The sequence below is a fragment of the Gilliamella sp. ESL0405 genome, assembly GCF_019469205.1.
Classification (GTDB): Bacteria; Pseudomonadota; Gammaproteobacteria; order Enterobacterales; family Orbaceae; genus Gilliamella.
The window spans coordinates 106,587-121,237 of the sequence record NZ_CP048265.1 but is presented as its reverse complement, the minus strand read 5'-3'; the positions used below and the strand labels follow the sequence as shown (position 1 = coordinate 121,237).

The 14,651-nt window shown below is 38.8% G+C and carries 13 protein-coding genes; 12 read left to right on the top strand and 1 reads right to left on the bottom strand.

The window, feature by feature from the left end; translation table 11 throughout:
* Nucleotides 1-30 precede the first annotated feature (30 nt).
* Nucleotides 31-837 carry an exodeoxyribonuclease III gene (gene xthA, locus GYM74_RS00575; RefSeq protein WP_220218586.1) on the bottom strand — a complete coding sequence of 269 codons (807 nt, stop codon included), beginning with the start codon at nt 835-837 and terminating at the stop codon, nt 31-33.
* 115 nt (nt 838-952) lie between these two features.
* Here xthA and tyrA point away from each other — a divergent pair, with 115 nt between their 5' ends.
* The 12 genes from tyrA to GYM74_RS00515 all read left to right on the top strand — a co-directional run bounded on the left by tyrA (nt 953) and on the right by GYM74_RS00515 (nt 14,608).
* Nucleotides 953-2,074 carry a bifunctional chorismate mutase/prephenate dehydrogenase gene (gene tyrA / locus GYM74_RS00570; RefSeq protein WP_220218585.1) on the top strand — a complete coding sequence of 374 codons (1,122 nt, stop codon included), beginning with the start codon at nt 953-955 and terminating at the stop codon, nt 2,072-2,074.
* Between the two features lie 165 nt (nt 2,075-2,239).
* The gene (gene glmM, locus GYM74_RS00565) at nt 2,240-3,577 is read left to right on the top strand and encodes a phosphoglucosamine mutase (protein ID WP_220218584.1); all 1,338 of its coding nucleotides are present in this window, start codon (nt 2,240-2,242) and stop codon (nt 3,575-3,577) included.
* Between the two features lie 252 nt (nt 3,578-3,829).
* Entirely contained in the window at nt 3,830-4,612 is a 783-nt protein-coding gene (atpB, locus tag GYM74_RS00560) for a F0F1 ATP synthase subunit A (protein WP_220218583.1), read from the top strand.
* A 41-nt stretch (nt 4,613-4,653) separates the two neighbouring features.
* Nucleotides 4,654-4,887 carry a F0F1 ATP synthase subunit C gene (gene atpE, locus GYM74_RS00555; protein ID WP_220218582.1) on the top strand — a complete coding sequence of 78 codons (234 nt, stop codon included), beginning with the start codon at nt 4,654-4,656 and terminating at the stop codon, nt 4,885-4,887.
* Between the two features lie 24 nt (nt 4,888-4,911).
* Nucleotides 4,912-5,382 (top strand): F0F1 ATP synthase subunit B, encoded by a 471-nt coding sequence (gene atpF / locus GYM74_RS00550; RefSeq protein WP_220218581.1) that lies wholly within the window; start codon nt 4,912-4,914, stop codon nt 5,380-5,382.
* 13 nt (nt 5,383-5,395) lie between these two features.
* Nucleotides 5,396-5,929: a F0F1 ATP synthase subunit delta gene (gene atpH / locus GYM74_RS00545; protein WP_220218580.1), complete on the top strand. Its 534-nt coding sequence runs from the start codon at nt 5,396-5,398 to the stop codon at nt 5,927-5,929.
* An 11-nt stretch (nt 5,930-5,940) separates the two neighbouring features.
* Complete coding sequence (gene atpA / locus GYM74_RS00540) at nt 5,941-7,482, top strand: F0F1 ATP synthase subunit alpha (RefSeq protein WP_220218579.1); 1,542 nt, start codon at nt 5,941-5,943, stop codon at nt 7,480-7,482.
* Between the two features lie 14 nt (nt 7,483-7,496).
* A complete protein-coding gene (gene atpG / locus GYM74_RS00535) occupies nt 7,497-8,366 on the top strand; it encodes a F0F1 ATP synthase subunit gamma (protein ID WP_220218578.1) in 870 nt (289 codons plus the stop codon).
* 47 nt (nt 8,367-8,413) lie between these two features.
* Entirely contained in the window at nt 8,414-9,796 is a 1,383-nt protein-coding gene (gene atpD, locus GYM74_RS00530; protein WP_220218577.1) for a F0F1 ATP synthase subunit beta, read from the top strand.
* 26 nt (nt 9,797-9,822) lie between these two features.
* Nucleotides 9,823-10,248 (top strand): F0F1 ATP synthase subunit epsilon, encoded by a 426-nt coding sequence (locus tag GYM74_RS00525; RefSeq protein ID WP_220218576.1) that lies wholly within the window; start codon nt 9,823-9,825, stop codon nt 10,246-10,248.
* Nucleotides 10,249-10,595: 347 nt separating this feature from the next.
* The gene (gene recC / locus GYM74_RS00520; RefSeq protein ID WP_220218575.1) at nt 10,596-13,805 is read left to right on the top strand and encodes an exodeoxyribonuclease V subunit gamma; all 3,210 of its coding nucleotides are present in this window, start codon (nt 10,596-10,598) and stop codon (nt 13,803-13,805) included.
* An 11-nt stretch (nt 13,806-13,816) separates the two neighbouring features.
* A complete protein-coding gene (locus GYM74_RS00515) occupies nt 13,817-14,608 on the top strand; it encodes a TatD family hydrolase (protein ID WP_220218574.1) in 792 nt (263 codons plus the stop codon).
* Nucleotides 14,609-14,651: the final 43 nt, after the last annotated feature.

The window sequence follows — 14,651 nt, the reverse complement described above, 5'->3', positions numbered from 1 at the left end:
GCTATTATCCTTATTATTCATAATATAAGCTTAGGCTAAATCAAAATCTGCCCAAATCGGCGCATGATCTGACGGTTTTTCCATACCCCGAATATCGTAATCAATACCGGTTTGCTGGCAGTGAGCAAGTAATTTTTGGCTGGCTAAAATCAAATCAATTCTAAGCCCGGTATAGCTATCAAAGCCTTTTGAACGATAATCAAACCACGAATAAGCTTGCTCAGTTGGATGAGCATGACGATAAGTATCAACAAAACCCAAAGACATAAGATTAGTCATCCATTGGCGCTCTTCCGGTAGAAACGAACATTTACCGGTGCGCAACCAGCGTTTGCGGCTATCTTCAGAAATCCCGATATCCACATCAGCAGGACAGATGTTCATATCGCCCATAATTAAAGATAACTCATTGCTCAATTGATGCTCGGTAAGATAGTCAATCAGATCTTGATAAAACTTACGTTTTGCCGGGTACTTAATTTCGTGATGTAAACTCTCCCCTTGTGGAAAGTAACCATTAATCACGGTTAAATTACCTTCATTAGTGGGTAATTGTGCCATAATCAAACGGCACTGCGCATCGTCACTATCCGTTGGGAAGCCACAGCTAACCGTTATCGGTTTTTGTTTGGTTAACAACGCCACACCATAATGCCCTTTTTGACCATGATAATGTAAGTGATAACCAAATTGCGCTAGCTCTTCAACTGGGAATTGATCATTATGAACTTTTGTTTCTTGCAAGCCGATAATATCTGGCTGATGTTTATCAATAATTGCGGCTAATTGATGAATGCGAGCACGCAGACTATTAATATTAAATGAGATAACTTTCATAATTAACTTATTGTATTTGATTTAACGTTGTCATTGATCCATGCTATCAAAAATACGGTATACTGTTAAGCAATTACAGTAAAAGTCACCACTTGTGATAAAGGAATCACGGAATATGTCTACGGAATTACTCAAACTGCGTGATGAAATTGATGAGATTGATAAATCAATTTTATCTTTAATTAATCAGCGATTAGCGTTAGTTGCCGAAGTCGGCGAAGTTAAAAGCCAACACGGTATTCCTATATATGATCCTAAGCGTGAAGCTGATATGCTAGCGAAAAGGCGGCAAGAAGCAGAAAAGCTAGGTATATCACCGGCCTTAATTGAAGATATATTACGACGCTTAATGCGAGAGTCATACATTAGTGAAAATGACAAAGGTTTTAAAAAAGTCTATACCGGTAAAGGATCTGTTGTCATTATCGGTGGTAATGGTCAAATGGGGCGATTATTTGCCCGATTATTTACCTTATCAGGCTACCAAGTAAAAACATTAGGTTCAAAAACCATGCATCAAGCCGCTGAAGTTGTTGCTGATGCCGCAGTCGTAATTGTCACGGTGCCAATCAATAAAACTTGTGAAATTATTCAACAATTACCACCGCTGCCTAAAGATTGTATTTTGACTGATTTCACCTCGATAAAAGTAAAACCACTTCAAGCCATGTTAAATAAACATCCTGGCCCGGTTGTTGGTTTGCATCCAATGTTTGGCCCGGATGTGCCTAATTTAGCCAAACAAATAATCGTCTATTGTGAAGGGCGTGAGCCAGCAAAATACCAATGGCTTATCGATCAAATGCGAATTTGGGGCGCAAATTTATGTGCGATCGATGCTAAAGAGCATGACAAATGTATGTCATTTATCCAAGCATTACGGCACTTTACCTCGTTTTCTTATGGGGTGAATTTGCAACGTGAACAAGCTGATTTAGAACAATTAATTGCGTTATCTTCTCCTATATACCGACTGGAACTGATGATGGTGGGTCGTTTATTTGCTCAAGACCCTGAACTTTATGCCGATATCATTATGGCTTCAGATGATAATATCGAGCTAATCAAACACTATTATCAATGTTTTGGGCAAATGGTTGAGTTAATTGAAAAACGCAATAAAAAAGAGTTTATTGAGAATTTTAATCAAGTGACTAAATGGTTTGGTCCTTATGCAGAGCGATTTATTAAAGAGAGCCAAGTTTTACTAAAATTTGCTAATGATAATCGTGAATAATTTTATACTTAAACGTATATATTTTCTGAAAGTTCTTGACAAGATCCGGATTAAGATTACGTTTTAAATAATTTAATTGATGACTTTCAATGATACGTTAGGCAATGATAACCCATTAATATAATGAAAGTTATCTAATACAAGGCGTCAAAATGAGGGAATAACATGTCTAATCGAAAATATTTTGGGACTGACGGAATTCGAGGCAAAGTTGGGCAGTACCCTATCACCCCAGATTTTGCCCTTAAATTGGGTTGGGCCGCCGGAAGAGTGCTAGCCAAAGAGGGGGTAAAAAAAGTGCTGATTGGTAAAGATACCCGTATTTCCGGTTATATGCTTGAATCGGCACTTGAAGCAGGCTTCGCCTCAGCCGGTGTTGCCTCAGCCTTTACTGGTCCAATGCCGACACCGGCTATCGCCTATTTGACCCGAACATTTCGTGCCGATGCCGGCGTGGTGATTTCCGCCTCACACAACCCTTTTTATGATAATGGCATTAAATTCTTTTCAACCGAAGGGAAAAAGCTCGATGATGCGATCGAACTTGCAATCGAAGCGCAACTGGAAAAACAGATCGACTGCGTCGAATCAGAACAACTAGGACGAGCAAGCCGAATCACCGATGCCGCTGGTCGTTATATTGAGTTTTGTAAAAGCACATTTGATCACGATTTGAGTTTATCCGGTTTAAAAATTGTGGTGGATTGTGCTAATGGCGCAACCTACCATATCGCCCCGAAAGTATTGCGTGAATTAGGCGCTAAAGTTACAAAAATTGGCTGCGAGCCAGACGGTGTAAATATCAATCAAAATTGTGGTGCAACCGATATTAAAGCGTTATCTGAACGTGTTTTAAAAGAGAAAGCCGATGTCGGTTTTGCCTTAGACGGTGACGGGGATCGCATTATTATGGTTGACCATAAAGGCCGCAAAGTTGATGGTGACCAAATTATCTATATCATTGCCAGAGAAGCGCTAAGACAAGGGCAACTTAAAGGCGGTGTGGTAGGAACATTAATGAGTAATATGGGGCTTGAATTTGCCCTCAAAAACCTCGGCATCCCTTTTGCACGGGCTAAAGTTGGCGATCGTTATGTTCTTGAAAAACTTATTGAAAATAATTGGCGGCTCGGTGCTGAAAATTCCGGGCATGTGTTACTTCTCGATAAAACCACAACCGGTGATGGTATTGTGGCCGGTTTACAAGTGCTGGCGGCAATGGTTCGCAACAATATGTCTTTAGCTGATTTATGTAGCGGAATGAAAATGTTACCGCAAGTATTAATCAATGTCCGTTTTGCCGGTGAAAATGACCCTTTACAAAATGCAGCCGTCAAATCTGCAATTGCTCAAGCTGAAGCACAACTGGCTAAAAATGGTCGTGTTTTAATTCGCAAGTCCGGAACAGAACCGCTTATTCGGGTCATGGTCGAAGGACGTGAAGAAGCTGAAGTACAAAAATTAGCAGAACAAATTGCCCAAACAGTGAAAACCTCTAATTAGCTCAATTTAACCCCATTAATTAAATAATCAATGGGGTTAAACTTCCTATAATATAATCGTTAATCGAACTGTTATTATTTACACAAAATTAGTAAAAAGTGTCTAAATCCTTTGATTTGTTAATCAAATCTTGACTTTATATAGGCAATTGGGTTTAAAATAGTGACTTCGGTTATTATAGCGATTGCTTATACCTATATGGTTTAACATAAGCAGTGTTTTTTTATTTTTAGGAATAGGTAAGAGGGTTTTATGTCAGTTTCCTCTCCAGCTTCACCACAAGCTTATATCAAGCATCACCTTGAGAACTTGCAGGTAGGTTCAGGTTTTTGGACCTTTAATCTTGATTCATTGTTCTTTTCAATTCTACTCGGCGCGCTCTTTTTATGGATTTTTTATTGTGTAGCCCGAAAAGCAACAAGCGGCGTACCAGGAAAATTACAATGCGCAGTAGAAATGATTTTTGAATTTGTCAACAACACCGTAAAAGACATGTTCACCGGTCAAAATAAACTCATTGCCCCGCTAGCATTAACGGTATTTATTTGGGTCTTCTTAATGAATTTTATGGACCTTATCCCGGTTGATTTCTTACCTTATGCCGGTCAATATTTAGGTCTATCGCATTTAAGAGTGGTACCTACAGCGGATGTTAGTATTACCATGTCAATGTCTTTAGGCGTATTTGTACTTATCATCATTTATTCAATCAAGTACAAAGGAATTTCCGGGTTTATTAAAGAATATACCCTTCACCCGTTCAATCACTGGGCATTTGCGCCTATCAATTTAGTACTTGAATTGGTCAGTCTATTAGCGAAACCTGTCTCTTTAGGGCTTCGATTATTTGGTAACATGTATGCAGGTGAACTTATCTTCATTCTAATTGCTGCATTATTACCATGGTGGTCACAATGGGTACTATCTTTACCATGGGCTATTTTTCATATTTTAATTATTACGTTACAAGCATTTATTTTTATGGTGTTGACGATCGTCTATTTAGCTATGGCATCGGCAACGGAAGAACATTAATTTTAATTTAAATTTTTTTTGTCAATAAACTGGAGTATATAATGGATACTAGTATGTTATTTGTAGCCGCAGGCATAATGATGGGATTAGCTGCAATTGGTGGTGCAGTTGGTATTGGTTTATTAGGTGGTAAATTTTTAGAAGGTGCTGCTCGTCAACCAGAATTAATGCCGATGCTACGTACTCAATTCTTTATCGTTATGGGTCTGGTTGATGCGATCCCAATGATTTGTGTGGGTATTGCACTATATGTCATTTTTGCTGTCGCAGGCTAAAAATAATTTAAGAGGAATTGTCTCATGAATATGAACGCAACTCTCCTCGGCCAAGCAATTACATTTGTATTGTTTGTTTGGTTCTGTATGAAGTTTGTTTGGCCTCCAGTTATCCGTGCGATTGAAAAACGCCAAAAAGAGATAGCCGATGGACTTGCTTCTGCAGAAACAGCAAAAAAAGATTTGGAATTAGCCAAAGCAAATACATCTGACATAATGCAACAAGCTAAGGTCGAGGCTAATGCAATTATTGAGCAAGCAAATAAACGTAAAGCCGCTATTCTTGAAGAAGCTAATCAAGAAGCATCTCGAGAAAAAGAACGCATCGTTGCTCAAGGACTTGCCGAAGTAGAGGCTGAACGTAAAAGAGCTAGAGAAGAGCTTAAGCAACAAGTCGCTACACTCGCTATTGCTGGTGCAGAAAAAATTATTGAACGTTCTGTTAATGAAGCCGCTAATAGCGACATCATTGATAAACTTGTAGCGGAATTATAGGGAGATTAGAGCAATGGCTGACTTAATTACGGTTGCTCGCCCTTATGCTAAAGCTGCTTTTGATTTTGCGGTAGAAAAAAACAGCATCGAATCATGGCATAAAATGTTGGTGTTAACATCCCAAGTAAGCAAAGATGCACAAGTAAGAAGCATCTTAACATCTGACATGAAAACCGATTCGGTAGCAAATTTACTCATCAATATCTGTAAAGATGTCTTAGATGAGTTTAGTACTAATTTTATTAAGATAATGGCCGAGAACAAGCGTTTATCCCTTCTTCCTGAAGTGTTAGCTCTGTTTGAACAATATTGCTTAGATAAAGATGCCCAAGCAGATGTGGATGTAATTTCTGCCAGTGAGCTAACAAGCGAACAACTTAATAAGATTTCTATCGCTGTCGAAAAACGTTTATCACGAAAAGTAAAACTAAAATGTCAAATCGATAAATCGCTCATTTCTGGTTTTATTATTCGTACGGGCGATATGGTTATTGATAGTAGTATCAGAGGGCGTTTAAATCGTTTAAATGACGCTCTACAGTCTTAAGGGGACTGATAATGCAGCTAAATTCAACTGAAATAAGTGAACTAATTAAAGAGCGGATAGCTCAGTTCAATATTGTGAGTGATGCTCACAATGAAGGAACCATTATCTCTGTTAGTGATGGTATTCTTCGAATCCACGGATTAACTGATGTCATGCAAGGCGAAATGATTGCATTACCAGGCAACCGTTATGCAATGGCATTAAACCTTGAACGAGATTCAGTCGGTGCGGTCGTTATGGGCCCATACGAAGACTTGTCAGAAGGGATGAAAGTCCAATGTACTGGTCGTATTTTACAGGTACCAGTCGGTGACGGTTTATTAGGTCGAGTGATTAATACTCTTGGTGAACCAATTGACGGAAAAGGCTCAATTCAACATGACGGATTTTCACCGGTTGAAGTGGTTGCGCCGGGTGTTATCGACCGTCAATCTGTTGACCAAGCGCTACAAACAGGTTATAAAGCCGTTGACTCAATGATTCCAATTGGTCGTGGTCAGCGTGAACTTATCATCGGTGACCGTCAAACCGGTAAAACCGCATTAGCAATCGACGCCATTATCAATCAACGTGATTCTGGTGTTAAATGTATCTATGTCGCAATCGGTCAAAAACAATCTACTATTGCTAACGTAGTGCGTAAACTTGAAGAGCACGGTGCACTTAAAAACACCATTGTAGTTGTGGCCTCAGCTTCTGAGTCAGCAGCATTACAATACTTAGCGCCTTACGCGGGTTGTGCCATGGGCGAATACTTCCGTGACCGTGGTCAAGATGCGCTAATTGTTTATGATGATTTATCTAAACAAGCGGTTGCTTATCGTCAAATTTCATTACTACTCCGTCGTCCACCTGGGCGTGAAGCTTATCCTGGTGACGTATTCTATCTTCACTCACGTCTACTTGAACGTGCAGCTCGTGTTAACGAAGCTTATGTTGAAGAATTCACTAAAGGTGAAGTAAAAGGTAAAACCGGTTCATTAACTGCGTTACCAATTATCGAAACTCAAGCCGGTGACGTATCAGCGTTCGTACCAACCAACGTAATTTCGATTACTGATGGTCAGATCTTCCTTGAAACCAGCCTATTTAACTCAGGTATCCGTCCTGCGGTTAACCCAGGTATTTCGGTTTCACGTGTTGGTGGCGCAGCGCAAACGAAGATAATGAAAAAATTATCAGGCGGTATTCGTACAGCACTTGCACAATATCGTGAATTAGCGGCATTCTCGCAATTTGCATCAGACTTAGATGAAGCAACAAGAAACCAATTAAGTCATGGTGAAAAAGTAACTGAACTATTGAAACAAAAGCAATACGCTCCAATGACTGTTGCAGAACAATCAATTGTACTTTACGCCGCTGAACGTGGTTATCTTGAAGATGTTGAACTTGCAAAAGTATTATCATTTGAAACAGCACTTCTTGCTTATGCCCACAGTCAATATGCTGATTTTGTCAAACTAATTGACGAAACGGGTAATTACAATGATGAGATTGAAAGTAAGTTAAAAGCAATGCTTGAAAGCTTTAAATCAACTCAAACTTGGTAAGGGCGAGGTAACAAATGGCTAATGCAAAAGAGATTAGAACCAAAATTGCCAGTATCCAAAGTACGCAAAAGATCACTAAAGCAATGGAAATGGTTGCCAATTCAAAAATGCGTAAAACGCAAGATAGAATGGCAGCTAGTCGTCCATACGCTGAAATGATCCGTGAAGTAATTGGACATTTAGCGTTAGCTCAGATAGGCGCCAAACATCCTTATTTAGAAGAAAGAGATGTAAAACGGGTTGGCTATCTTATCATTTCAACCGATCGTGGTTTGTGTGGTGGTTTAAATATCAATCTATTTAAAACTGTCATTGCTGACATGTCAGCATGGCAGAAAAAAGGCGTTGAAGCAGATCTTGCTTTGATTGGTTCACGAGGGGTTTCGTTCTTTTCATCCGTGAAAGCAAACATCTTAACCCAAGTAACCAATCTAGGTGATGAACCAACTTTATCTGATTTAATCGGTCCGGTAAAAACAATGCTTGAGGCATATGATAACGGCAAAATTGATAAATTATATATTGTTACTAACAAATTTATTAATACCATGTCGCAAAAGCCAACAATACAGCAGTTGTTACCATTACCTGCATCAGAAGATAAAGAACTTAAAACTTCATCATGGGATTATATTTATGAGCCAGATGCAAAATCATTATTAGATGTGATTTTACGTCGTTATATTGAATCACAAGTATATCAAGCAGTGGTTGACAATTTAGCGAGTGAACAAGCAGCAAGAATGGTGGCCATGAAAGCAGCAACAGATAACGGTGCAAACTTAATTAATGAACTACAAATAGTGTATAACAAAGCACGTCAAGGTGCGATCACTAATGAATTAATTGATATTGTATCCGGTGCAGCCGCTGTTTCAGGTTAGTGCTAAATATTGGCTTACAGTTAAGAAAAAGACGTAGAGGATTAAAAATGGCTACTGGAAAGATTGTCCAGATCATCGGTGCGGTGGTTGATGTCGAATTCCCAGAAGATGCAGTACCAAAGGTATATGATGCATTAGAAGTGGAAACTGGCACCGAAAAATTAGTTCTGGAAGTTCAGCAACAATTAGGTGGTGGCGTTGTTTGTTGTATCGCAATGGGCTCATCTGATGGTTTAAGACGTGGACTTAACGTCGTAAACACTGGCCACGGCATTGAAGTACCGGTAGGTACTAAAACGCTAGGTCGTATTATGAATGTACTTGGTGATCCTGTTGATAAAGCAGGCCCAATTGGTGAAGAAGAGCGTTGGGCGATCCACCGTGCTGCACCAACTTATGAAGAACTTGCCAACTCAACTGAATTACTTGAAACCGGTATTAAAGTTATCGACTTAATTTGTCCATTTGCTAAAGGTGGTAAAGTCGGTCTATTCGGTGGTGCAGGTGTTGGTAAAACCGTTAACATGATGGAGTTAATCCGTAACATCGCTATCGAGCACTCTGGTTATTCAGTATTTACCGGTGTAGGTGAGCGTACTCGTGAAGGTAATGACTTCTATCACGAAATGAAAGAATCAAACGTACTTGATAAAGTATCATTAGTTTACGGTCAGATGAATGAGCCACCAGGAAACCGTTTACGTGTTGCGTTAACTGGTTTAACCATGGCTGAAAAATTCCGTGATGAAGGTAAAGACGTATTATTATTCATCGATAATATTTATCGTTATACCCTAGCCGGTACTGAAGTGTCTGCGCTATTAGGTCGTATGCCATCTGCGGTAGGTTACCAACCAACCTTAGCTGAAGAAATGGGCTTACTACAAGAACGTATCACTTCAACCAAAACCGGTTCAATCACTTCAATTCAAGCGGTATATGTACCTGCCGATGACTTAACTGACCCATCGCCAGCAACAACCTTTGCTCACTTAGATGCAACAATCGTATTAAGTCGTCAAATCGCATCATTAGGTATTTACCCGGCGGTTGACCCTCTTGACTCAACAAGTCGTCAATTAGATCCACTTGTTGTTGGTCAAGAACATTATGATTGTGCTCGTGGCGTTCAGTCAATTCTTCAACGTTATCAAGAATTAAAAGATATTATCGCTATTCTTGGTATGGATGAACTATCAGAAGATGATAAATTGACCGTTGCCCGTGCTCGTAAGATTCAACGCTTCTTATCACAACCATTCTTCGTGGCAGAAGTCTTTACCGGTTCGCCAGGTAAATATGTGCCATTAAAAGACACAATTAGTGCATTTACTGGCATCATGAACGGTGATTATGACCATATACCTGAACAGGCATTTTATATGGTTGGTTCAATTGATGAAGCGATTGAGAAGGCGAAATCTCTGTAAGAGATTCATTGAACGGAGAGAGTATTATGGCACTAACTTCCTATCAATTAGAAGTTGTTAGTGCTGAATCTCACCTATTTTCAGGTGATGTTCAGCGAATCAGAGTCACAGGGCGAGAAGGTGAACTAGGAATCTATCCGGGTCATACTCCCCTACTTACCACCATTAAACCGGGTATGGTAGGCATTGTGAAAGCAGATGGTGAAGAAGAATTTATCTATTTATCTGGTGGCATCTTAGAAGTTCAACCGAATATAGTGACAATTCTCGCTGATACTGCTATTCGAGGCGAAGACTTAGACGAAGCCAGAGCACAAGAAGCAGTTAGACAAGCCCAAGAGCACATTAATCACCCAAGTGATGACATGTCATTTGCCCAAGCATCTGCCGAACTATCAAAAGCATTGGCGAAAATGCGAGTTATTGAATTAACCCGCCGTATTGGTCAATAACTTAGTTACCAAAATAAAAAAGGTTACCAAAGCAAATTTAGTAACCTTTTTATTTTGTTATAGCGTTACGTTCATCAATCTGTAAAGCATAAATCGCTACATCTAAAAACTCACATAGCAAAAAAATGATAATACAGGCTATTTTAATAACATTGCCTGACTCATTTGCCAAAATTGATTTTTAATTCCGATAAATAATCGAAGTTAACCGCATAAACAGTTTCATAGTAAAAATCGCATTCAAACGCACTGCAGATACATAATCGAATATTTATAATAATAGGATACTGGATTTATTATTCGCTATCAGCGATAATTTTAGTAACTTTCTCGACATAAAAGCAACTATGTTCACCATTTACCATTCAAATCAAGTCGATCTACTCAAATCACTCGTAAGTGAATTGATGCAAAGGCAACCACTACAAGACGTATTTACGCCGGATGTTGTTATGGTACAAAGTCAAGGAATGGCGCAATGGTTACAAATTGAACTTGCCGATGCACTTGGCATCGTTGCCAATGTGGCGTTTCCTTTCCCAACTGATTTTATTTGGCAAGTTTATCAAACATTGTTACCCGATGCGCCATTGGAAAATAGCTTCAATCCGGAAGCGATGACTTGGCGTTTATATTATTTAATACCAAAGCTGATTGAGAGATCAGAATTTAGTGCACTAAAAAATTATCTCAATATTGATCAATCCGAAAAAAAGCTTTATCAGCTTGCAACTCGAGTTGCTCGTTTATTTGACCAGTACTTAGTATATCGCCCCGACTGGCTGGCAAAATGGGAATTGAACCAAACAGTAAATGAATTAAATCATCATCCCGATGAAATATGGCAAGCGCAATTGTGGCGAGAGTTGATTGCAATTAGTCAGCCTTATCATCGGGCAAATATTTATCAACAGATGCTTGAAATCTTATTAGATGATAGCTTTGACCGTTCAAAATTAGCTCCGCTACCTAAACGCATTTTTATCTTTGGTATCACCTCATTACCGCCAATATATCTCTCTTTACTTTCGGCACTTGGACAACATATTGATGTACATCTAATGTTCAACAACCCTTGCAAATGGTATTGGGGCGATATTGTCGAAAAACAGTTATCAGAGACCTTAACCACCCCAGATAAAATCCCCAATGCATTACTCACCTCATGGGGAAAATTGGGGCGTGATAACCTTTATTTATTACAGGAATTTGAGAATAAACAAGATATCGATGTCTATGTTGATCATGATCGCAACAGCCTGTTACATGCTATTCAACAAGATATTTTAGAACTTTATCAAAGTGAGCAAATTAATCGGGAAATTAATAAGTCAGATAAATCGATAACATTTCATGCTTGTCACAGCCAACAACGTGAAGTTGAAGTACTTTATGACTATCTACTTTCAGCATTCGACGCCGATCCAACACTTGAGTTACGTGACTGTATTGTTATGGTTTCAGATATTGATAAATATGTCCCTTATATTCAAGCTGTTTTTGCTAATGCCGATAAGCAACGTTATTTACCTTTTACGATTTCAGATCAAAAAGCCCGGAATATTGATCCCATTGTTCAAGGTTTCTTTGCTATTTTAAATTTCCCACAAAGCCGATTTACCGCTGAAGAGCTATTTAATTTACTGGAAATACCCGCCATTGCCGAAAAATTTGCTATAAATGAATCACAACTGACGCTGTTGCGCACTTGGATCATCGAATCAGGAATTCGCTTCGGGCTTGCAAATGCACATAGCTGGTTATTCGGTCTGGAACGATTGTTACTTGGTTATACTATGAGTAGTGAACAAGGCGGCTGGCAACAAATTTTACCCTATGACGGCGCAACCGGTTTAGATGCAGAATTGATTGGTCAATTAGCTGAATTTATTAGCGTAGTACAAAAATGGTTAGTCATCCTCAATGAAAACAAACCATTAATTGAGTGGCAAAGCTGCTGCGTTGAGCTTATTAATGACTTTTTTATTAGTAATGGCCAACGAGAAACAATTTTATTAATGATTCAAGATGAGTGGCAAAAACTGATAACCAGCGGTTTACAGGCTAATTTTACCGATAATATCTCCATTACGATTTTGCACGACGCCATGCAATCTCGCTTAGAACAAAATCACTTAGCTCATCGCTTTTTAGTGGGTAAAATTAATTTTTGCACCATGATGCCAATGCGATCTATTCCATTTAAAGTAGTTTGTTTATTAGGCATGAATGATGGTGATTATCCAAGAACCTCGCTTCCACTCGATTTTGATTTAATTGCACAGCACCCAAGACGAGGCGATCGAAGTCGACGAACTGATGATCGTTATCTATTTTTAGAAGCAATATTATCGGCACAAAATCAGTTATATATTAGCTATATCGGGCGAGATATGAAAGATGACACAGAGCGTTATCCTTCGGTATTAGTCGATGAACTTTGGGACTATATAAACCAGTATTATGCTGATAATTCTGAGGATAAATTAGATTCAATATCCAAAACAGCTAATATTTTACGTGTTATGCACACGCGCACCCCATTTAATCCGCAAAATTTTCAGAGCGATTTTAAAAGCTATGCAGATGAATGGTTACCGGCTGCATCAAATAAAGGTCAAAGTCAGTCATTTATTAGCGATATACCGAAAATCACTGTCGATAATATTCATGTTGATGAACTTAAACGATTTTATCAACATTCAATCCGCTTTTTTCTACAAAAGCGATTTAATTTTTATGTTAACTATTTAGATGATACGTTACCGGATGCTGAAAATTTCAATCTCGACAATTTTCAACGTTATCAATTAAATGCCCAAATTTTAAATCAATTAATTGATCCAGAGCGTAGCGCTACTGATAACGTTTATTCACGCTTAGCCTTAACCGGTGAACTACCCGACGGTGCATTTGGTGAAATAATCTATCATGAACAGTATGAAGCTTTGCAACCGTTAGCAAATAAAATTATGCAAGAGCAGCTTAGCACATCAACCTTAGAAGTCAATTTAGTCATTGCGATTAACCAACAACACTATCCATTACAAGGCTGGTTAACCCATATCCAATCTGACGGTATTTTTACTTGGCGCCCGTCTAAACTTTCCATCCGTGAAGGGATTGCCTTATGGATAGATCACCTACTGTATTGTATTTTAAATCCCGATAACGTCGATAGCCAAAGCCGTGCTTATGGACGTGAAGATACCGAGTGGCGGTTTTTGCATATAAATGCCAATAAAGCTTTAGCATTTTTAACCGATCTTGTCGAAGGCTATTTACAGGGAATCAATCAGCCTTTATTACTCCCATTGAAAAGTGCATGGAGCTGGTTGGTTACAGCTTATAACCCCAAAACTGGCGAAATAGAACTGAGCGAAAAAGCTAACAATCAATTACTTAGCACCTGGCAAGGCGGTTTATACCATTTTGCAGAGTGTGACCAGTACTATGCTCGTATCTATCCGGAATTAACCGATGATTTAATTGAACAAATTACCCTTTTAGCTCAGCGATTTTTATTGCCAATATTACAACATCAAGTAATTGAATAATAGGAGGCTAAATGTTTATTGACACACATTGCCATTTCGATTTTCCTCTTTTTACTGATGATATAACTGATTCAATCCGACAATTGCGTCAAGCCCAAATTGTCGGTTTAATCATACCCGGGGTATCGGTTAATCATTTTAATACCATATTGCAACTGGCGAACGATTACGATGAAGTTTATGCCGCTTTGGGCTTACACCCTATCTACCAACATACACAAGCCGACCTTGAGCAGCTTGGCCATATTGTTAAGCAAAAACCTAAAAAGCTGGTCGCAATTGGTGAAATTGGTTTAGATAAATATGATCAAACTATTGATTGGCAACAGCAATTATCTTTTTTTAGGGCACAGCTAGCGCTTGCCAAACAGTGTGATCTACCGGTATTAGTGCACTCTCGTAAAACCCATGACATTATCTATCATGAACTTCATCAAGCTGATTTACCGTGTCGGGGCGTTATTCATGGTTTTTCCGGTAGTTATCAACAAGCCATGCAATTGATCAAAATTGGTTATTATATTGGCGTGGGTGGGGTAATAAGTTATGCCCGAGCGAATAAAACCCGCAACACTATTGCCCAATTACCTCTTGAGAGTTTAGTATTGGAAACTGACGCTCCCGATATGCCATTGAGTGGTCGACAAGGGCAAGCAAACCGTCCGGAGTATATTGTTGAAACGTTTAATATTCTTTGCCAACTTCGAAATGAGCCGGCTGAGCAAATACGCAATACGATATTAACAAATACCTTGACGCTATTTAGTAGAATCAATAAAATGAAAAGACCACATAACGATTAAAATAACTCTATAATTTTTATAAAGTTATATCAATGAATCACAA

Bases quoted from the DNA above. Each gene is read 5' to 3' on its own strand.
- atpE (WP_220218582.1), top strand. From the start codon at position 4,654: ATGGATACTAGTATGTTATTTGTAGCCGCAGGCATAATGATGGGATTA.
- atpB (WP_220218583.1), top strand. From the start codon at position 3,830: ATGTCAGTTTCCTCTCCAGCTTCACCACAAGCTTATATCAAGCATCAC.
- glmM (WP_220218584.1), top strand. From the start codon at position 2,240: ATGTCTAATCGAAAATATTTTGGGACTGACGGAATTCGAGGCAAAGTT.
- GYM74_RS00525 (WP_220218576.1), top strand. From the start codon at position 9,823: ATGGCACTAACTTCCTATCAATTAGAAGTTGTTAGTGCTGAATCTCAC.
- recC (WP_220218575.1), top strand. From the start codon at position 10,596: ATGTTCACCATTTACCATTCAAATCAAGTCGATCTACTCAAATCACTC.
- atpA (WP_220218579.1), top strand. From the start codon at position 5,941: ATGCAGCTAAATTCAACTGAAATAAGTGAACTAATTAAAGAGCGGATA.
- atpH (WP_220218580.1), top strand. From the start codon at position 5,396: ATGGCTGACTTAATTACGGTTGCTCGCCCTTATGCTAAAGCTGCTTTT.
- atpD (WP_220218577.1), top strand. From the start codon at position 8,414: ATGGCTACTGGAAAGATTGTCCAGATCATCGGTGCGGTGGTTGATGTC.
- tyrA (WP_220218585.1), top strand. From the start codon at position 953: ATGTCTACGGAATTACTCAAACTGCGTGATGAAATTGATGAGATTGAT.
- xthA (WP_220218586.1), bottom strand. From the start codon at position 837: ATGAAAGTTATCTCATTTAATATTAATAGTCTGCGTGCTCGCATTCAT.
- GYM74_RS00515 (WP_220218574.1), top strand. From the start codon at position 13,817: ATGTTTATTGACACACATTGCCATTTCGATTTTCCTCTTTTTACTGAT.
- atpF (WP_220218581.1), top strand. From the start codon at position 4,912: ATGAATATGAACGCAACTCTCCTCGGCCAAGCAATTACATTTGTATTG.
- atpG (WP_220218578.1), top strand. From the start codon at position 7,497: ATGGCTAATGCAAAAGAGATTAGAACCAAAATTGCCAGTATCCAAAGT.